Annotated in this window: 13 protein-coding genes and 1 pseudogene; 10 read left to right on the forward strand and 4 right to left on the reverse strand. The window is 64.7% G+C overall.

Annotated features, from left to right (window positions below; translation table 11 throughout):
- The first annotated feature begins 386 nt into the window (after positions 1-386).
- Positions 387-620: a TonB-dependent receptor gene (locus CQW49_RS13810; protein WP_004448500.1), complete on the forward strand. Its 234-nt coding sequence runs from the start codon at positions 387-389 to the stop codon at positions 618-620.
- A 244-nt stretch (positions 621-864) separates the two neighbouring features.
- Here the strand turns inward: CQW49_RS13810 and CQW49_RS13815 are convergent, their stop codons facing one another.
- Positions 865-3,069, reverse strand: a complete 2,205-nt coding sequence (locus CQW49_RS13815; RefSeq protein ID WP_004448498.1) for a tetratricopeptide repeat protein — start codon at positions 3,067-3,069, stop codon at positions 865-867.
- A 411-nt stretch (positions 3,070-3,480) separates the two neighbouring features.
- Between CQW49_RS13815 and CQW49_RS13820 the strand changes: the two genes are divergently transcribed.
- From CQW49_RS13820 to CQW49_RS13840, 5 genes are all read left to right on the forward strand, one after another.
- Positions 3,481-4,341 carry a molybdate ABC transporter substrate-binding protein gene (locus CQW49_RS13820; protein WP_004448496.1) on the forward strand — a complete coding sequence of 287 codons (861 nt, stop codon included), beginning with the start codon at positions 3,481-3,483 and terminating at the stop codon, positions 4,339-4,341.
- Positions 4,342-4,394: 53 nt separating this feature from the next.
- Complete coding sequence (locus CQW49_RS13825; RefSeq protein WP_004448495.1) at positions 4,395-5,285, forward strand: substrate-binding domain-containing protein; 891 nt, start codon at positions 4,395-4,397, stop codon at positions 5,283-5,285.
- Positions 5,286-5,453: 168 nt separating this feature from the next.
- The gene (locus tag CQW49_RS13830) at positions 5,454-8,738 is read left to right on the forward strand and encodes a two-partner secretion domain-containing protein (protein WP_162150811.1); all 3,285 of its coding nucleotides are present in this window, start codon (positions 5,454-5,456) and stop codon (positions 8,736-8,738) included.
- A 91-nt stretch (positions 8,739-8,829) separates the two neighbouring features.
- Positions 8,830-10,539, forward strand: a complete 1,710-nt coding sequence (locus CQW49_RS13835; protein WP_244441301.1) for a ShlB/FhaC/HecB family hemolysin secretion/activation protein — start codon at positions 8,830-8,832, stop codon at positions 10,537-10,539.
- 57 nt (positions 10,540-10,596) lie between these two features.
- A complete protein-coding gene (locus tag CQW49_RS13840; protein WP_004448492.1) occupies positions 10,597-11,307 on the forward strand; it encodes an energy transducer TonB family protein in 711 nt (236 codons plus the stop codon).
- Positions 11,308-11,352: 45 nt separating this feature from the next.
- On the opposite strand, the gene CQW49_RS13845 is transcribed toward CQW49_RS13840, so the two are convergent.
- Positions 11,353-11,853: a DUF2852 domain-containing protein gene (locus tag CQW49_RS13845; RefSeq protein WP_004448491.1), complete on the reverse strand. Its 501-nt coding sequence runs from the start codon at positions 11,851-11,853 to the stop codon at positions 11,353-11,355.
- A gap of 199 nt (positions 11,854-12,052) precedes the next feature.
- Here CQW49_RS13845 and clcA point away from each other — a divergent pair, with 199 nt between their 5' ends.
- The gene (gene clcA / locus CQW49_RS13850; RefSeq protein WP_004448490.1) at positions 12,053-13,663 is read left to right on the forward strand and encodes a H(+)/Cl(-) exchange transporter ClcA; all 1,611 of its coding nucleotides are present in this window, start codon (positions 12,053-12,055) and stop codon (positions 13,661-13,663) included.
- A gap of 20 nt (positions 13,664-13,683) precedes the next feature.
- Here clcA and CQW49_RS13855 read toward each other — a convergent pair whose 3' ends face one another.
- Positions 13,684-14,184, reverse strand: coding sequence for a hypothetical protein (locus CQW49_RS13855; RefSeq protein WP_004448488.1), 501 nt, complete (start codon positions 14,182-14,184; stop codon positions 13,684-13,686).
- Positions 14,185-14,492: 308 nt separating this feature from the next.
- Between CQW49_RS13855 and CQW49_RS26095 the strand changes: the two genes are divergently transcribed.
- The 3 genes and pseudogenes from CQW49_RS26095 to acs all read left to right on the forward strand — a co-directional run.
- The gene (locus CQW49_RS26095) at positions 14,493-14,618 is read left to right on the forward strand and encodes a hypothetical protein (protein ID WP_274541222.1); all 126 of its coding nucleotides are present in this window, start codon (positions 14,493-14,495) and stop codon (positions 14,616-14,618) included.
- A gap of 77 nt (positions 14,619-14,695) precedes the next feature.
- The gene (locus CQW49_RS13865) at positions 14,696-16,042 is read left to right on the forward strand and encodes an IS1380 family transposase (protein WP_003616184.1); all 1,347 of its coding nucleotides are present in this window, start codon (positions 14,696-14,698) and stop codon (positions 16,040-16,042) included.
- A 160-nt stretch (positions 16,043-16,202) separates the two neighbouring features.
- Positions 16,203-18,056 (forward strand): annotated as a pseudogene (gene acs / locus CQW49_RS13870) (acetate--CoA ligase); the annotation flags it as partial.
- Here acs and CQW49_RS13875 read toward each other — a convergent pair.
- Complete coding sequence (locus tag CQW49_RS13875; protein ID WP_004448484.1) at positions 18,037-19,284, reverse strand: acyltransferase family protein; 1,248 nt, start codon at positions 19,282-19,284, stop codon at positions 18,037-18,039. The pseudogene acs and the gene CQW49_RS13875 sit on opposite strands and share 20 nt — an antisense overlap.
- Positions 19,285-19,447: the final 163 nt, after the last annotated feature.

A 19,447-nucleotide genomic window follows, 5' to 3' on the forward strand; every position in this document is an offset into this window, starting at 1 on the left:
TGGCGCCCCGGCAGACGAACGCGCCGCCGACAGGTTTGAAGCAAGAATTGTCGATCATCGAATGCGCCGCGTTCGGGCAACGGACCGGGGAGTGAGCACGTGCGCCTTTCGGTCGCCTGTGTGCGAACGGCAATAGGCGTCTGCGATTGTCGCGGCGTCCCCGTTTCGGTGGGCCGCGGAGGATATTGTCCTTGACCTCCAGCAATAATCATACTCATTAGATATAGAGATGTAAGCAGGGGCGCCGAAATGACCGGAGAACCAAAACGTCATCGTCGGTTGTCCAGCGCGCGGTTCGCTCCATAGGCAGCGCCGAGCGGCGTCGCCGGAGTGGTCTTATCCAGGGCTCACGCGACGGACGCCAGGGTCGACGAGGTCGAGGTGACTTGTTCAACCCCTCCTATCGTTACAATGAGAATGTTCTGGTCTATGGCTCCCTCGCGCGCGGCGAGAAATCCGGCGCGGTCAACGCCAACGCCCGTCCGAGCCTCGATAGCGCGAGCAATTTCAAGGGTTTTCAGCCGGTCATCATCAAGCCGGAAATCACTTGGGATTACGAAGTCGGCGCCGAGACCAACCGGATCGACGGCAAGCCGACACGCTCGTCAACGCCGGCATAGGCGTTCGCACCGACGACGAGCGCTATGATTTCTTTATCTGGGTGAAGAACATGTTCGAAGAGCGCTACCGCACGAATATTGCGATGTCGACCGGTAGAGCGCCCAATTCGACGACTTTCGGCGGAACCCTGCGCGTCCGACTGGAGTGACGCGAAAGCGCGCGTGACGGGCGCTCGAATTATGAGCGATGCGTTGGTCGCGACTTCCGCGCCGGCGCCGCGACCGAAGCTGCGATGATGCTCGATCAGGCGGTCGCTTCTCGGCGCAGGATTCGCCACTGCGACCATAGCTGCATGAGCGCCTCCTCGAGATTGCGTGCGAATCTCACCTCGTCATTCAACGGCGAGGCGGCGACATTGTCCCTCAATCGAGCGCGCAGGGCGGCGAGCTCTTCGCGCCGATGGGCCCAGGAAACCGCGAGCTCGACATAATCGTCGACCGAATAGGTGCAGAAGGCGGCGAGGCCCGCCGCGGTGAGATGCGTCGCCGAATGGCGTCCCGCGAATGTATCGCCGACGAGCGTGACGGTCGGCACGCCCATCCACATCGCCTCGAGCGTCGTGACGCCGCCCGAATAGGGAAAGGGATCGAGGGCGAGATCGACCTTTCGAGAATAGGCCTCGAGCAGATCCTTCTGCTCGCTGTCGCCGACGAGATCGACGCGATCACGTCGGACTCCGCCGCTCTCCAGCACGCGATAGACCGCCTCGCGCGTACCGTCTTCATCGAGACCGCCATAGACGAGCGTGATGCGCGAATCGGCGACGCGCTCCAATATTCGCGCCCAGGCGCGCGCCAGTTCGACATTGAGCTTGGCTGGACGATTGAAGCAGCCGAAAGTGAATCTGTTCGTTCGCATCGCCGGAAGCGGACCGACGTCCGGCGCCTGCAGCGGCGGATGGTAGCACACATAGCAATCCGGCAGACGGGCCACCGGCTCCACATAGGAGTGCTCGTGATCAGGCGGTATCTCCACCGGGTCGGCGATAATTCCGTCATAAGTGTCGAGACCGATCGTGCCGACATATCCGGCCCAGCTGACCTGCACCGGCGCAGCCCGCATCGCGAACAGGGACAGGCGATTGCCTGCGGTATGGCCGGAGAGATCGAACAATATGTCGATCGCGTCGCCTTCCACCAAGGCCGCCAGCGCCGCATCGTCGAGATCGGACACGTCGCGCCACGTCTTGGCGCACGCCTTGTAGCGGTCGCTGAACTCATCGTCCTTGAACTTGCGGTCGGTCTTGTAGCAATGGATCTCATGTCCGAACGCCGCCAATCGCTCGAAGGCGCGCAGCGTCAGGAAGGTGACGGCGTGCCGGCGCATATCGGCCGATACGACGCCGATCCGCAGCTTGCGCAGGCTGGGCTCGTTGGCGAAGGACAGGCGATCGCGCGGAGCGCCGGGTCGGCAGAGCGCGGCCCAGCTCTTGTGCGCCTCCAGCAATTGCGCGCGCGTGACGCCGGGATTGTGCTGCAGCGCGAACAGCAGCGTGCCGGCGATGTAGGCGTCGCTCGGCCGCAATTGCGCGGCGTGACGATAGGCGGCCACCGCTTCGTCGACGCGCCCCTGGCCGAGCAGACCGAAGCCGCGCGCGACATGTGCTTCGGCGAGCGACGGATCGAGCGAGATGGCGCGGTCGACGAAGGACATGCCCAGTTCGTAGCGACGATGCGCGATGAGATAATGGCCGAACACCGATTGCGGCAGAGCGATGTTCGGCGCCACTCGCGCCGCCATCTCGAACAGCTGGCCGGCCTCGAGATCGCGCGCGTTGCGGCTGAAATAGCCGCCGACCGCGATCATGGCGTCGGGGTTCTTATCGTCGATGCCGGCTGCGGCCTCGAAATCGACGACCGACTTCTCGCCGTCGCCGCCCAGCGCATGCGCGAGTCCTCGCACGCGATAGGCGTCGCCATAAGTCGGATCGAGGCGGATCGAGCGATCGAGCGCTTCGATGGCTTCCACGCGGCGCTTTTGCGTGAGCAGCGCGAGACCGAGGTTATATTGTGCGAAACGCATGTCGGGCCTGCGCCGCAAGACGGTCTGCAGGCACAAAATCGCCTCGTCGAGCCGACCGATGCGCGCGAGGCATGTGCCGAGATCCGCGAGCGCCGCCGAATCGCCCGGCAGGATGGCGAGCTCGCGCTGGAAGGCGGACATCGCCTCGCGAACATGACCGAGCTGCGCCAGCGCGCCGCCGAGCGCATAATTGAAATCCGGCTGGTCCGGCGCACATTTGACCGCGGCGTCGAACTCCCGGGCGGCCTGTTCCCAGCGACCGGATTTCGCGTGCTCCAGGCCCTTCGCATGATGTTTCCGCCCTCGCCGCACGAGCCCGACGGGCGACGCCATCGTCAAAAGCGGGGCATGGGCGCGCAAATGCTTTGGTTCGATCGTCTTCGGATAAGCGGCGCCCGGCCCCGCCATGCCCGATCTCTTGCTCATTTCGGAAATCTCTCGCGACAATTGCGATCGGCGCATTCTAGGCGGGGGATGGGGGCAGCGTCAAATAGATGGGTCGCCGAACGCTGCGCGATTCTGCGCGCGGCCCTCGGTCAGTTATTTGAAATAACAGGAAAAGTTCGGTCGTGACCAGAAAATGGCGAAGGCGTGGCGATTTTTTGCACGGACTGCATGGTTTTTGATATTACGTGATTTCGAGATGCGCTATATAGATTCATCACATATATGAGCCGCTCGACGAATGACGCGGTTCGCGGCCGCCGCGCGGTGTCGCGGCGGCCGCGCCGGTATACGCAGCGAGGGCGGGCGAAAGGACGTCGGCGACATCGCCGAACGTTTCGGGGCGGCTTGTCAATTGATCGCCTCGAATATATAGCGCAGAAGGAAAAATCCATGTTCAGAATGAGCGTGAAAAAGCTGGCGCTGTGCTTGATCGCCGGGGCGGCGATCGCGAGTCCGCAGGCGCAGGCGGAGACTCTCAAGATCGCGGTGGCGTCGAGCTTCGCCAAGACGGCGAATAATCTCGCCGCGGCGTTTCAGGCCTATTATGTGGATTACGGACTGTCCTACAGTGTCTCGGTCTCCGTCGATTCGGCGGCGAATCTGAAGGACGCTATCATCGCCGGGGCCTCCAGTCCGACCTTCGATCTGTTCCTCTCGTCGAGCAAGAAGGAGCCGCATGATCTCGCCTACGACTATCCTAGCCTCGTGGTCGGGACGCCGTTCAAATACGCCAAGGACTTCCTCGCGCTCTACTCGAAATCCGTCAATATCCATGCGGGGCTCCCCTATACGCTCGACACGGATTTCGTGATCCCCGATCCCACGACGGATATTTATGGCGCGGCGGCCGCCGAAGTGCTCTCGTCCCATCCGTGGTACATCAGTGCGTCGACGATCCCCGGCGGCCATGTGTTCACGGCGCCGAACGCCAATTCGTCCTACATCGCGGTCAACTTCGGCGTGTACGCCTATGGCTTCGTTCCGAATTCGGCAATTTGTTACAAGGGCGACGATGGTGTGAAAACCTATCCGGCCGGCAGCTACCACCATGTCTATCGGCCCAATGATGAAGATCATCCGTCCGACAAGCTTCTTATGAAGGGCATCAAAATTGCGCGTGCGCGCACGGCGGGAGAGGAGACGGCGCTCTCCAACTTCATCGCCTTCCTCACCGGCGTCGCGGATTCGAACGGCAATACGACGACGATCGGCACCGGAATCATCGAGAGCGCTTGCTTCAAATCTTTCTGATGTCGCTTGCGGTAGACCCAGCATCTCGAAACGCTCTTCCAAGAGGATATGACATGTCGAAACTGACGAAAGCGGCGCTGGCTCTCGGCGCATCGGCGACTTGCATGTTGCTCGGCGCGTCCGAACCGCACGCGGCGACCATTAAGATCGGCGTCGCCGCCAATTTCCAATATACGCTCAGCGACATCATCGCCGCGTATAATCTCTACTATGGGGATTCGATTTCGTACGACTTCGATTCCACCGGAAATTTGAAGGCCGCGATACTCGCGGGCGGCACCACCACCAATCCCTATGACCTGTTCCTCTCCGCCGATACGGCCGCCCCTGCGGCGGTGTCGACCTTGGGCATGGTGTATTCGGGAACGACGCAGGCGCCGTTCTTCTATGCGACCGGCTCCATCGTCTTCGCCTCGAAGACGACCAGTGTCTCCGGCGGCGTGCCGAGCGGCTTCACGGGCCATCTGCTCATCGCGACTCCGTCCAAGGCGCCTTACGGCTTGGCTGCGATGACGGTGCTCGACGAGGCGCCTTGGAGCCTCGGACTGACGACCACCAGCACATATCCGGTCTCGAATGTCTACACCTCGGCCAATATCAGCACCACCTATTCAGCTTTGAATGACCCGACGACGCCGTCCTACGCCTATGGCTTCGTCGCGAAGTCCTACGTCTGCACCAATGGCTCGCCTTCGACCAGCACAAAGCTGAAATATTTCTACGAATATAAATATGATGGATCGAGCTCCCCGAATTTCGGCCACACCGGCACGACCTCACAGACCTATCCGCAGATCGTGCAGAACGGCATAGCGCTTCAACGTTCGGCGCAGACGACCGCGACGAAAGCAGCGGTCATCAATTTCATCAATTTTCTGCTCACCAACACCACCTACGGGGTGGGGTTGCGGCAGCAATATTGTTACGGGACCACCGCTCCCTGATTTCGCACGAAGTGGGTCGGCGGCGCGATGCGCCGCCGACCTCGAACGCATTTGCGGCGCCGGCGACGAACACGATCCAACAGGGCAGATATGATGAAATTCGAAAGAAAGCGACAGGACTCGCCAGGTCCCGCAAATCTCCCGACGACTAAGGCTCTCGATCTGGTCGTGCGGCGCGGCGCTCTCACCACGATGACGGCGATCGCGGCCCTGCTGGCGCCGCCGCGTTGCGCGCTGGCCAATCCGGCGGGTGGAACCGTCGTCGACGGTTCGGCGTCGATCTCGCAGAGCGGATCGACGACCAATATTCATCAATCGACCAATCGCGCCATCATCGATTGGCAGAGCTTTTCCGTCGGCGCCGGAGAAACGGTGAATTTCTATCAGCCGAGCAGCCTCTCGGCGACGCTCAACCGCGTCATCGGCAATGAGCGCAGCGTCATCGACGGAGCCATCAACGCCAATGGCGCAGTGTTCCTCGTCAATTCCGCCGGCGTGATGTTCACGCACAACGCCACCGTCAATGTCGGTGGCCTCGTCGCCTCGACGCTCGGCATCTCCAACTCAGACTTCATGGCCGGCAATTATCGCTTCTCCGGCTCCTCGGCCGCGAGCGTCGTCAATCGGGGCAATATTCGCGCGAGCGACGGCGGCTATATCGCGCTGCTCGGCCGCACCGTCTCCAATGAAGGCGCCATTGTCGCGACGCTCGGCTCCATCGCGCTCGCCTCCGGCGATAAGATCACGCTCAATTTCGGCGGCGATTCGCTCGTCGACGTGTCGATCGACAAGGGGACCTATAAGGCGCTCGTCGCCAATAAGGGATTGATTCAGGCGGACGGCGGCCGCGTCGTGATGACGGCCAAGGCCGCCGATGCGGTGCTCTCGGCGCAGGTGAACAATAGCGGGATCGTGCAGGCGCGCACGCTCTCCGATCTCACCGGCGCCGCCGCGGCGCATGGAACGGTGCGGATCGGCAAGATCAAGCTGCTGGCGTCCGGCGGGACGACGAAGGTCACCGGCAAGCTCGACGCTTCGGCGCCGCAAGGCGGCAGAGGCGGCGAGATCGACACCAGCGGCGACAGAGTGAAGATCGCCGACAGCGCGGTGATCACCACAGCCTCGGCGACGGGACAGAACGGCAATTGGGTTATCGACCCGGACGGCTTCACGATCGCGGCGGCGGGCGGCGACATCACCGGCGCAATGTTGTCGAGCCAGCTCGGCTCCAACAACGTCACGATCCTCTCGACATCGGGCGGCGGCTCCGACGGCGACATCAATGTGAATGATCTGGTGAACTGGTCCCAGAACACGACTCTGACGTTGACCGCCACCAACGCCATCAATGTCAACGCCGTGCTGACGGGAAGCGGAACCGGCTCAGGCCTCGTGCTGAACGCCGGGACCGATGTCAATGTCAACGCGCCCTCCTCCTTGCAAGTCGCTTCGCTGGTCGCGACGGCCGGGGGCGATGTGAATATCAACGCCGCTCAGGACTGGACGACCGCGGGCTCCTGGAGCTTCTCGGGCGCGAACATCAATGTCAACGATACAGTCGACTGGTCGGCGGGCACGCTGACGCTGAACGCGGCGAGCTTCATCAATCTCAATGCGGTGATGACCGCCAGCGATCAAGCGAGCCTCGTCGCCACTTATAATACGGCGATCGACCAGACGTTGGACGCGGACGGCGTCGCCACATCGACCTATGGCGAGCCCTTGGGCGGCATCAAGCCGCTCTATGACAGCGCGACCGGAACCTATGTCGGCCGCATCGACTTTGTGAACAATAGCGCCGCCGCGCCGCTGACCATCAACGGCAACGCCTATACGCTGATCACCAGCGTGAGCCAGCTGGACATGCTCGACGGCAAGAATTCGGTCACCGGAGAAGGCGACGCGGTCTCGCTCGAAGGCTTCTACGCGCTCGCGATCAATCTCAATGCTTGCGGCGCCGTGAGCGCGACATGCGCCGCCGCGGTGACCTATTCCTCGCCCCTGATCGATTTTCTCTCCAACGGAAGCGTGTTGGAGGGACTCGGCCATGACATCGCCAATCTGAGAATCGCCGCGGACTATGGAAATGGCGGGCTCCTGCGCTACAACAGCGGCGTTGTTCGCGATCTCAGCCTTTCGAATGTGAGCCTCGCCTACACCTCCGGAAACCAGATCGGCGCTCTGATCGGCGTCAACGGTTTGTTTGGACAAATCTTCAATGTGTCGGCGAACGGCGCGATCGACCTCGTGACGACAGATACGGGAGGCACCTCGATCACCGGAGGGCTGGTCGGTCAAAACAGCGGTTTGATTCAAAACTCACACGCCCATGTCGATATCAGGTCCGTCAACGGTAACAGTATCGGTGGCTTCGTCGGAACCAATTTCGGCGGCCCCGCCAACCACACGACCGCCATCATTCTCGACTCCACCGCTTCCGGCGACGTGAGGGTGTCGGCGACAAACTCGAATTATTGTTGTGGCGGCGGCGCCATCGGTGGATTCGCCGGAGCCAACAAATCCGGATCGATCTATCGATCCTCGGCCTCCGGCAATGTGACGGTCGACACCTATGGCAGCAAAGATACTTCGATCACCGGCGTCGGCGGCTTCGTCGGACAGAACTGGGGTCAATTCGCCACGTCGATCATCGATAGTTCGGTGGCAACCGGAAACGTGATCGTCCTCGGTGGAAATGTAGATTTCGTCGGAGGATTTTACGGTTCCGCCACTAACACGACCATCAGCAACTCCTCCTTCCTCGGCACGATTTCGGCGCCCACTCCAGGCACGATCTACAAGGGCATTGAAAGCAACACTGAAGTCATTGGTGTATTCGGCGGCAATATGGACCCCGGCGTCAAGCTGGTCGGCAATCTATATCATCCGGGAGTATCCGGTCCGAGCAATTCCATCGGCCGGGTCGCCGATGGAATGACGTACGACGTCAAGTCGACCACCTCGACGGAGCCCTCGTCCGGCCAAGGCGCCCCGACGTCGACCACCGCGCAGGACGCGGCGGCCGCGCGCCAGCGAGCGGCGAATTCGACACAGCAGGCCACGGCGCAGAGGCAGGCGGTCGCGGACGCCGCGGCGGCGCGTGCGGAAGCGGTGCAGGCGGCGCCGCGCGTCGCCAATGTGCTGGCCTCCGCGACGGCGGCGGAGGCTGCTTCGCCGTCCGGCTCCGCCGTCGCCGCCACGGCGGGCAAGCGCGCGGTCGAAGCGCGCGCCGCGGACAAGCTCGACGACAGAATAGACATCGAGGAGCCGGCGCCGCCGCGCGCTCCGCCGGTGGAGAAAAAGCGCCCGCAGCGGCAGGCGGCGGCGACGCCTGCGCATAAGCCGCGCGGCGCCGGTCAGGGAAGCGGCTTCGGCACGCGCATTCGCAGCATCGACGCCGGCGGACAGCATTACGAGCTGAACGACGGCTCGGCGGCTCCAAAAAATCGCTAGAGCATTTTCCGATCGAAAGGGAAACGTCCGATCGATCGGCGCTCGCTCTCCAGGAACTCGAAAGGTCTTCGCTCAAATGATGTTTCGTCGCATGGCCGCGTCGCGCGCCGCCCTCCTCTGCGCCTTGTCCCTGACGGCGCCGTCGGCTCTCGCTCAGAGCGTTCCGACGCCGGTTTATAACATCGGCTCCGCGGTGCGCGAGGCGGACGAGGCGCGGCGCGCCCCGCCGCCGAGCGCCGCCGCCGCCCCGGTGCTGCCGCAGCTCGCGGAGCCGCGTTTGACGCTCTCGGGAAAGGACAGGCTGTTCGTCAAAAGCTTCGTCGTCGACGATTGCCCGAGTGAGGACGATGCGGCGCTGCGCGAGATCGTCGCGCCACACGAGGGCCGCAAGCTGACGCTCGCGCAGATATATGCGGTCGCCGATCAGATCACCGCATATTATCGCGCGAAAGGCTATCTGCTCGCCAAGGCCTATGTGCCCGCGCAGGACGCACGCAAGGGCGCGCTGCGCATCAAGCTCCTCCCCGGGCGATATGGGAGCGTCATGGTGAAGAACAACTCGCTCGTCGATGACGAGATTCTGCAGGATTTCGTCGAGCAGCCGCGCAACGCCTCGCCGATCATCCGCAAGGAGGCGCTCGAGCGCGCCATGCTGCTCGTGTCCGATCTCCACGGCGCCGCAACGCCGCGCATCGTGGTCTCGCCCGGCCGCGCGCAGGGGGAGTCCGATCTCGTCTTCGACGTGCCGGAAGAAAATCGCGTCACCGGCTATCTCTTCGGCGACAATGTCGGCTCGCCCTACACGGGCCGCGACCGCTTGAACGGCGGCGTCTCGGTGAATTCGCCGCTTGGAATCGGCGATCGCCTCACGGCCTCGGGCATCGTGTCGGAACAGGCCAATCTCGCCAATGCGCGCGTCGCCTACTCTCTGCCGATCGGACCGGACGGATTGCGCGCCGAGATCGGCGCCTATCGCACGACCTATGCGCTGACCGGAGTCTATGACGCGCTCGACGCGACGGGCCGCGCCGAAGCCGTCACCGCGACGCTGACCTATGCGGCGCTGCGCCAGCGCGACGAGAGCGTGTATGTCTGGTCGAACTTCACCTACAAATGGCTGAACGACAAGATCGCGGGCCAGACGATCGCCGGGCGGAGGCTCGCGCTCGGCGCCGTCGGCGTCAATTACGACACGCTCGGCGATCTCTTCAGCCTGCCTTTCGTGACCAGCTCGTCGCTGTCCTTCACCGGCGGCTCCGTCGAGTTTCCCGATCCCACGCAGTATCGCAACAACATCCGCGGCGCGCACACGGCCGGGGATTATTATCGCGTCAATCTGTCGGTGAACGCCACGCTGGCTATCGACGAGAATGTCTCCTTCTCCACCACGCTGCGCGCGCAAAAGGCGCTCAACCGCAATCTCGATTCGAGCGAGCAGATGGGCGTCGCCGGCTCCTATGGCGTGCGCTCCTTCGATCAAGGCCTCGCCGGGGACAGCGGCTTCGTGGTGACGCCGGAGCTCAAATATGCGCTGCCGATTATCGAGCGCTATCGACACTCGATCGGCGTCTTCACCGACATCGGCGCCGCCTGGCTCGAGGACGGGTCATACACCGTGTCGCAGCGCAGCTATACGCAGATCGCCGCGGTCGGCGCCGGCTATTCGGCGACCTATGAATATTCCGACAAGCGCTTCCTGCTGCTGAAGGCGGAGGTCGCGCACAGCTATGGCGGCAATCACGGCGCCGCCGCCTATGATCGCCACACCAAGGGCCTCGTGCAGATCGGATTCACTTTTTAGAGCGCTCTCCGATCGAACGGAAGCGCTCGAGCGAAGGAATGCTGGAGTGCGAAAGACATGACCGTCATCAGCATGCTCGATCCGGCGCTACGCGCGCGACACCGCTTCACATTCGCCCATGGAATAGCGGCGTCGATCGCGCTGCATGGCGCGCTGTGCCTGCTGCCCTTCGTCGCCGACGCTTGGCCGGATGACGGCGAGGCGGCGTTGCCGCTGGTCTTCGATCTCGAAGGCGCGCTTTCCGACAGCGAGACGGAAGAGGCCACCGCTCAGGACACCAAGGCCGACGCGCAGCCGCCCAAGGACGTCGCGAGCCCGAAGGAGCCGACGCCGGAGCAGAACGCCGACGGCGAGATCGCGCAGGCCGCCAAGCAGGCGACCGACACGCCGCCGCAGACGAAAAAGGCCGAGACCGGCGAACGCGACGTGAAAGGCGAGGAGGAGGATCGCAAGGCGCAGACGAGCGCCAAGCACGAGAAGCAGGACGACGATCCCGTCAATCTCTACGCCAAGCAGCTCGCCAAGCGCATCCGGCGCCTCGCCTATGCGGCGAAGGCGCACGCCGCCGGCTTGCGCGGCTCGGCGACAGTGGCCTTCACCATCGCCGCGAGCGGACAAATCGTGCCGAGCAGCCTGCGCATCATCGCCGGCAGCGGGCATCCGCAGCTCGACGCCGACGCGATGAAGACCGTGCGCGCCGCCAGCCCCTTCCCTCCGCCGCCGCGGGAAATGACCGTCGCCGTCGACGTTTTCTCGGGACGGCGGTGACGCAGCGCGTCGCGGCCCCGGGGACCGCGACGCGCTTCGATCCGGTCAGCCCTGCGGCGCCTCGCCGTTACGCCGAGCGCGCATAAAAGATTCGAACTCTTCGCGGTCGCGGGCGCGGCGCAACTCGTCGATATGTTCGGCGAACTCGCGCTCCGCCTCGGCGAGCTTGCGGCGCTCCTCCTCGAGGCGCGCGAGCTCGCTCTCGCGCCAATCGTCGAAGGCGACATTGCCCGAGGAGCGCATGAAGCCCGGCCCGCGCCAGCCATCCGTGCGGCCCTGCCCGCTCGCCTCGCGCCAGCGCGTCTGAAGATCGGCGGCGCGCTCCTGCGCGAAGGCGAAGACGTCGCCCTCATAGCCGAATTTGCGCTGCCACACCTTGAACAAGAGGAGGGCGAGGCCGATCGGCCAGAAGACGATGAAGCCGAGGATCACGACGAGCAGCTCGACCGGCTTGAAGCCGCGTCCGCAGCCGCCGAATCGCTCATGCGGGTCGAAGCCTGCGCCGCTCGGGGTCGGACCCATGCGGTGGTGACGATGACAGCCCATGTTCGGACGCTCCGGTTCCTGGATCATCGGCGCCGCGCGATCGCCTTTCGATCGCGGCCGATGTGAATGTTATATACATTAACATCGCTGTTTCGCCAAGGGGCGCCCCGTCGCTTTCGCTCTTTGGGGCGTTCTCTTCCGCCACCGCGGCGCTATGCTGGCGCGACTTCAACGCGCGAATCGCAGGCGACGAGGCGAGATGGACGACGACACGGACCTGCTGCTCGCGGCCTTCGTCGTTCTCGGCTGCATGACCTTGCCGGTAATGCTGCGGCTCGCGCAGGGGCGCCGACCGCGTCGCCGCAGCGAGAAGCTCGCCGAGGCGACCGATCTCGTCTCGCTCGGTGGCGGTCGGCGCCTGGCCTTGACGCGCGACGCTTTTGGCGAGCGGCTCGTTCTGCTCGGCGGCGCGACGGATCTCGTGATCGAGCCGCGCATCGATGACGCGCCGCCGGCGCTGGTCGAGGAGGCGCCGCCCGCGCCGCCCTCCGAGCTCGCCGGATTGTTTCCTCTCGGGTTGCTGTCCATTCTCTCGGGCGTGCTGGTGGGGCTGCTCTGCGGCGGCTTCCGCCTCGCATTGCAGTGGGCGGACGCGATGCGCTCGGCGATACCGATCTGGATGCAGGATCGGCCGGCGCTCGGCTGCGCGATCATGATTTTCGGCGCCGCCGCAGCGACGTGGCTCGCCGCCTTTCTGGTGCGGCGCATCGTGCCTTCGGCGGTCGGCAGCGGCATTCCCCATGTCGAATCTGTGCTGCATCGCCAGGAGCCGCCGGCCTCGCCCATTCTGCTGCCGGTCAAATTCATCGGCGGCGTGCTGGCGATCGGGGCCGGTCTGGCGCTCGGGCGCGAGGGGCCTTCGGTGCAGATGGGCGCGACGCTGGCGCATCAGATCGCCCGATTGTTTCGCCGCCAATGGCGTGACGCCGAGGCGCTGCTCGCCTCCGGCGCCGGAGCGGGGCTCGCCGCCGCCTTCAACGCGCCGCTCGCCGGCTCGGCCTTCGTGCTCGAGGAGCTGCTGCGCCGCTTCGACATGCGTCATGCGACCGTCGCGCTCGGCTCCTCGGTCGGCGCCATCGCGGTGATGCGGCTCATCGTCGGCCCGACGCCGGAGCTGCGCGTCGCGCCGCATTTCGACGTCGCCGCGCTCGACATTGCGGCGAGCCTTCTCATCGGCGTCGCGGCGGGTCTCGTGAGCCTCGCCTATAATCGCGCCATTCTCGGCGCGCTCGATCTCGCCGACGATCTGCCGTGGAAGATCGAGCGCAAGGCGGCGCTGGTCGGCGCGGCGATCGGGGCGCTGGCCTTTTTCGCGCCCGGCGTCGTCGGCGGCGGCGAGACCTTGACGCAGCGCACGCTCGACGGCGATTTCGCGCTCGCGGCTCTGCCGATCATTTTCGCTCTTCGCTTCCTGCTCGGCGTCGTCTCCTACGCTGCCGGCACGCCGGGCGGACTGTTCGCGCCATTGCTCACGCTCGGCGCCGAGCTCGGCTTCTTCATCGGCCTCGTTCTGCATGGCGCCGACGCCCAGGAAAAGGGCATGGCCTATGCGATCGTCGGCATGGCCGCCTATTTCGCCGCCGTCGTGCGCGCGCCGCTCACCGGCATGATCCTCATCACCGAGATGACGAACAGCTCCGAGCTGCTGCTGCCCATGCTCGCCGCCTGCTTCGCCGCGATGGCGACCGCCGCGGCCTGCCGCAACGAGCCGATCTACGATGCGCTGAAGGAGCGCGCGGCGCGGCTCGCGCGGCGGGCGCAGGAGGAGGCCGAAGACGCCGCCGCGCCGACTCGAGGTCGAGATGACTGAAGAAACGAAGCGTCGCCGCTTCAGGTCGCGTCGGGAACGAGGCCGTCGTCGATCGCAAGACGGTCGATGAGGCTCTTGCGACGCTTGCGGTCGCGCGGGCTCGGCGGCTTGCGATTATAATAGTCGAACAGAACCTCGCGATAGAGCTTCACCACTTGCCGCTCGTCGAGCGCGAACAAGAGGCCGGCGGCCAGACGCAGCAGCAGATAGACGGTGGCCTCGAACAGGAAGGCGCTCGGATGGGTGAACATCACCGGAAGCGCCGAAGCGACGACCGCGCCATAGAGGGAGGCGATCGCATAGCGCGGATTTTCGCGCGCCCACAGGAAGAGACGCAGCAGCTCACGATAGCCGACGAGATTGACGAGCGGAGAATAGAGCTCGACGCTGAACGTGCCGTGCTGGACATCGACGATCGCCCGGGCGAGGGCGACGATCGCCACGAGCGTGTAGAAGATCGTGTCGCAGCGGCGAAGACACAGCTGCAGGACGGCGTCGAACGAAAACCCGTTTCTCTTCATGTCCGCTCCTCGTCGGGAAATGTCGCGCCGAAACAGCCGCAAATCCGGCGCCGATCACGATCACGGCAAGGCGAAATTCAGCTCGCGGCATACGCGCAGCTCCTGTAATACGGAGGACTTGCGCGCGATCTGCGACCCGTTGTCGCGGCGGCGCGGCGGCCTCGTCGGACCCGAGACGAGGCGCCCGGCGCCGAAACGACGGGCGCCCTTCGCGAACGGGGCCATAGCCTGTGGCGACAAATCCAGTCATATTCACGACAAAGAAAATGGCGCACGCATGCGGCGCCGACGATCGGGAGAACGCTCGAATGTCAGAAAAACTCTATCCCGTCCCGGAGGCGTGGCAAAAGGTCGCGCGTGTCGACGCCGAGGCCTATGCGGCGCTCTATCCCGTCTTATTCATGAAGGCGCTGTTGGAAGGGTGGCGAGCGTAGCATAGATCACTGAAACGGCGTAGGATTTGGTTGTTGACACCAACCCTTTCCCGCTGCACCGGCCTGCCACGCCCGCCATGACAGACGATACGTTCCCCGCCTTCTCGTTTCCAGCCGTCCAGGGCAAGAAAATCACAGCCGCTTTCGACGGCGGCCGCATCTCCTCGGACGGCGGCGTCATGCTGCTCGCCATGGCGGAGCGCCGGCTCGGCGTCGCCGAACGGCTGGCGCGCTGCTTTCCCGATCGCCGCGATCCTGCGCGCATCACCCACACGCTCGCCGATATGATCCGCGCCCGCATCTTCGCGATCGGCTGCGGCTATGAGGACGCCGACGATCTCGATTTTCTGCGCTCCGATCCGGCGTTCAAGCTCGCCTGCGGGCGCCTGCCCGACACGGGCCGCGATCTCGCTTCGCAGCCGACGCTGTCGCGGCTCGAGAACGCGCCGGCCCTGCGCGACGTGATCCGCCTGACCTATGCGCTCGTCGACCAATGGATGGCCTCCTACGAGAAGCCGCCATCTTCGGTCACACTCGACATCGACGACACCTGCGACATCGCGCATGGCCATCAGCAATTGTCGTTGTTCAACGCCCATTATGACGAGCGCTGCTTTCTGCCGATCCATGTCTATGACACCGAGCAGAGCCGTCCCGTCGTTATGATCCTGCGCCCGGGCAAGACGCCGTCCGGCGTCGAGGTGAGAGCGCATCTGCGCCGGCTCGTGCGGCATATCCGCAAGTCTTGGCCGACGACGGGCATCCTGTTTCGCGGCGACGGGCATTATGCGCGGCCCGAGGCGATGGCCTGGTGCGAGGATCACGGCGTCGATTACGTCTTCGGCCTTCCCGGAACCAAGCCGCTGTCCAAGAAGGTCGAGGAGACGGCGGACGCCGTCCGCGTCGAGCGCGCCCTCGACGACAAGGACGTCGTGCGAGGCTATGCCGAGACGCGTCACCGGGCCAAGTCCTGGGACAGAGAGCGCCGCGCGATCGCCCGCATCGAGGCGACGCGGCTCGGCCTCGACATTCGCTTCATCGTCACCAATCGCGCGCATGGCGCGCCGCAATGGCTCTATGAGAGTCTCTACTGCGCGCGCGGACAGGCGGAGAATCTCATCAAGCTGCACAAGACGCAGCTTTGCTCCGATCGAACCTCGTGTCGTTCGGCGCTCGCCAATCAGGTGCGCCTCGTCCTGCACACCGCCGCCTATTGGCTGATGCTCGGCGTGCGCGACGCGATCCCGCGCCCGCGCGACCTCGCCAAAGCCGAGTTCTCGACTCTGCGCCTGCGATTGCTGAAGATCGCCGCGCGCGTGATCGAGACCGCGAGCCGCGTGCGCCTCGCCTTCGCCGCCGCCTGCCCCGAGGCCGATCTCTTCTGCTCCATGCCGGCGGCGCTGCTCATGCCCGCAGGACCATGATCGACGGGGCGGCGCGCCCCCTCTCGTCTCTCCCATTCCTCCCAACGCGTTCCCGAAAGTGCGATCCTCGAAGCGGTGAAAAAGCCGAACGCCCCCGCGCGGCCCGCGAGCCGAACGGCCCGACGATGCAAAAAATCGGACCGTCACGAATAAGAGGGGCTATCGGCGCTCGATCGACGATCCGAACGGGTTCTGGGCCGAGCAGGGGCGGCGGATCGACTGGATCGCGCCGTTCACGCGCGTCAAGGACGTCAGCTTCGACACGCATAACGTCTCGATCGAATGGTTCGGCGACGGCTCCACCAATGTCGCGATGAACTGCGTCGACCGCCATCTGCCGCATCGCGCCGCGCAGACCGCCATCATCTGGGAGGCCGACGATCCGTCGCTCTCGCGCCATATCACCTATGCCGAGCTGCACGAGCAGGTGTGCCGCTTCGCCAATGTGCTGAAAGCTCATGGCGTGCGCAAAGGCGATCGCGTGACGATCTATATGCCGATGATTCCGGAGACCGCCTACGCCATGCTCGCCTGCGCGCGCATCGGCGCCGTGCATTCGGTGGTGTTCGGCGGCTTCTCGCCGGACGCGCTCGCCGGACGCATCGAGGACGCGCAATCGGATGTGGTGATCACCGCCGACGAAGGCTTGCGCGGCGGCCGCAAGATCGCGCTCAAGGACAATGTCGACGCCGCGCTGGAGAAGACGCCGGCCAAGACCGTGATCGTCGTCACGCGCACCGGCGCCAAGGTCGACATGAAGCCCGGCCGCGATTTTCGCTACGAGGACGAGGCGAAGAAAGTTTCGGACGATTGTCCTTATGCCGAGGTCGGGGCCGAGGACCCTTTGTTCATCCTCTACACCTCCGGCTCGACCGGAAAGCCCAAGGGCGTGCTGCACACGACCGGCGGCTATCTCGTCTACGCCTCGCTCACTCATGAACTCGTGTTCGACTATCGCGACGGCGAGGTGTTCTGGTGCTCGGCCGATGTCGGCTGGGTGACGGGCCACAGCTATATCGTCTATGGCCCGCTCGCCAATGGCGCGACGACGCTGATGTTCGAGGGCGTGCCCAATTATCCGACCGTCTCGCGCTTCTGGGAAGTGATCGACAAGCACAAGGTCGACATCTTCTACACCGCGCCCACCGCCATTCGCGCGCTGATGGGCGCGGGGGAGGAGCCGGTGAGGAAGACGAGCCGCAAATCGCTGCGTCTCTTGGGCTCGGTGGGCGAGCCGATCAATCCGGAGGCGTGGGAGTGGTATCACCGCGTCGTCGGCGAGGGCCGCTGCCCGATCGTCGACACTTGGTGGCAGACCGAGACCGGCGGCATATTGATCTCGCCTTTGCCGGGCGCGACGGCGCTGAAGCCGGGCTCGGCGACGCTGCCCTTCTTCGGCGTGCAGCCGGAGATCGTCGACGCCGGCGGCAATATTCTGCAAGGCGCGGCCGAGGGCAATCTGCTGCTGGCGGACTCTTGGCCGGGACAGGCGCGCACCGTGTTCGGCGATCACGAGCGCTTCGTGCAGACCTATTTCACCGCCTATCCCGGCAAATATTTCACCGGCGACGGCTGTCGGCGCGACGCCGACGGCTATTATTGGATCACCGGCCGCGTGGACGACGTCATCAATGTCTCGGGCCATCGTCTCGGCACGGCGGAAATCGAGAGCGCCCTCGTCGCCCATGAGAAGGTGGCCGAGGCGGCGGTGGTCGGCTTCCCGCATTCCATCAAAGGCCAGGGCATCTACGCCTATGTGACGCTGATGGGCGGCGTGGAGCCCTCGGAGCGGCTGCGCAAGGAGCTCGTCGAATTCGTCCGCAAGGAGATTTCCGCGATCGCCTCGCCGGACGTGATCCAATTCGCGCCCGGCCTGCCGAAGACGCGCTCCGGCAAGATCATGCGCCGCATCTTGCGCAAGATCGCCGAGAACGAGCTCGGCTCGCTCGGCGACACATCGACGCTGGCCGATCCGAGCGTGGTGGAGGATCTGGTCAAGAACCGACCGGCGTGAGGCGGCGGCGCGCCGCTTCCCCGCCCTCCGAGGGAGAGTCGTCGACAGCGGCGGCTCGCCTCGTGCGCGACGCATATCGCGAGAGGCGCGCGCCGACCGCGATCAGCGGCCGCTCGATGGTCACATGCGCCAGCGCGGCGATCAGCACGACGACGAGAGCGGCGGCCGGAAACAGAAAAATCAGCCGATCGATGGGAAGATCGCCCACCACGCCGCCGCCATAGAGCGCCGCCAGCACGACGCCGTGAATGACATAGACGCCGAACGAGCTCGCCCCCAGCACCATCGGCCCCTTCCTGTGAAGGAACCCCCAAAAGCTGTTTCCGCACGCCACTGCCGTCAGGAACAGACCGTTGAGGATGATGTTGGGGATCGACAGGGCGCTGGTCGGAAGCGCCGCCGCCGCCAGCACGGCGGCCAGCGCCACCCAGGAGAACCGATCGGAGGCGAAGAGGCCTCGAAGGCTCTCGATGCGGCGGATCTCATAAGCGAGCATTCCGACGGCGAAGAGCGGAAGAAAAGCCACGAGCTGGCGATCGATGACGAGACGCGCGCTCAGTGAGCCGACGAGCAGGAGGGCGGGAAGCGTCCAGCTCGGCAGGCGCGCCGGCTTCAGGCTCGCGACCGCGGCGACGGCCGGCAGGATCGCCAGATAGAAAATCCATTCATATTCCAAAGACCATAGCACATAGGCGTTGAAGCGCCCGGAATCGGCGACGCGGAAAATCGGCGCTTCCTGGGTGAGCATCCATTTCGTCGTCGCGAGGAGGAGCTCGCGCAGCGAGTAATCGGCCGGCGCGCCATGCCGCATCGCGATCAGGCAGCAGACGGCCAGCACGGAGACGGCGACCAGCGGCAAAATGCGAAAAACGCGCCCGATGAAGGTCGCCGTCCAATTCACATTTTGGATTCCAGCGAGCGCGCGCGGGTAGAACAGAAGTCCGGTGATCATGAAGAACATCGGCACGGCGGCCGCGCCGACGCCGCCGAAGGGGTAGAGCGGCGCGCCACGCCACTGGCCGTCTCCCCGCAGGACGTTGACCCAGATCATCGCATGGCCGACGAGCACAAACAGCGCGAGATAGCCGCGCAGGCCGTCGAGACAACCGATGCGCTTGGAGGCCGGCTCGATCGGAAAGCCGAGGCGACCGACGCCTTCGGCTGCGAGAGTGGCGACCACGAGCGCCAGAACGCAGCTCGCCAGCGCATGCGGCATCGGAAACGGCATTGGGCGGAACTCCTTCGGCGGTGAAATCGATCATTGAAAGCTCTGGCGCGCGGCGCGCGTCCGCCGCCGGCCGACAGTCGCGCTCGATCATAATCACGGGTCCGAGAGCGGCCTATCCGGCCCGCCCGAGGGTGGCTCGGGTGCGGGGCGTCGCTTCGCGCGG

This window comes from Methylosinus trichosporium OB3b, from assembly GCF_002752655.1.
Taxonomy (GTDB): domain Bacteria; phylum Pseudomonadota; class Alphaproteobacteria; order Rhizobiales; family Beijerinckiaceae; genus Methylosinus; species Methylosinus trichosporium.

Bases quoted from the DNA above. Each gene is read 5' to 3' on its own strand.
- CQW49_RS13815 (WP_004448498.1), bottom strand. From the start codon at position 3,069: ATGAGCAAGAGATCGGGCATGGCGGGGCCGGGCGCCGCTTATCCGAAG.
- CQW49_RS13820 (WP_004448496.1), top strand. From the start codon at position 3,481: ATGTTCAGAATGAGCGTGAAAAAGCTGGCGCTGTGCTTGATCGCCGGG.
- CQW49_RS13825 (WP_004448495.1), top strand. From the start codon at position 4,395: ATGTCGAAACTGACGAAAGCGGCGCTGGCTCTCGGCGCATCGGCGACT.
- CQW49_RS13835 (WP_244441301.1), top strand. From the start codon at position 8,830: ATGGCCGCGTCGCGCGCCGCCCTCCTCTGCGCCTTGTCCCTGACGGCG.
- CQW49_RS13840 (WP_004448492.1), top strand. From the start codon at position 10,597: ATGACCGTCATCAGCATGCTCGATCCGGCGCTACGCGCGCGACACCGC.
- CQW49_RS13845 (WP_004448491.1), bottom strand. From the start codon at position 11,853: ATGGGCTGTCATCGTCACCACCGCATGGGTCCGACCCCGAGCGGCGCA.
- clcA (WP_004448490.1), top strand. From the start codon at position 12,053: ATGGACGACGACACGGACCTGCTGCTCGCGGCCTTCGTCGTTCTCGGC.
- CQW49_RS13855 (WP_004448488.1), bottom strand. From the start codon at position 14,184: ATGAAGAGAAACGGGTTTTCGTTCGACGCCGTCCTGCAGCTGTGTCTT.
- CQW49_RS26095 (WP_274541222.1), top strand. From the start codon at position 14,493: ATGTCAGAAAAACTCTATCCCGTCCCGGAGGCGTGGCAAAAGGTCGCG.
- CQW49_RS13865 (WP_003616184.1), top strand. From the start codon at position 14,696: ATGACAGACGATACGTTCCCCGCCTTCTCGTTTCCAGCCGTCCAGGGC.
- CQW49_RS13875 (WP_004448484.1), bottom strand. From the start codon at position 19,284: ATGCCGTTTCCGATGCCGCATGCGCTGGCGAGCTGCGTTCTGGCGCTC.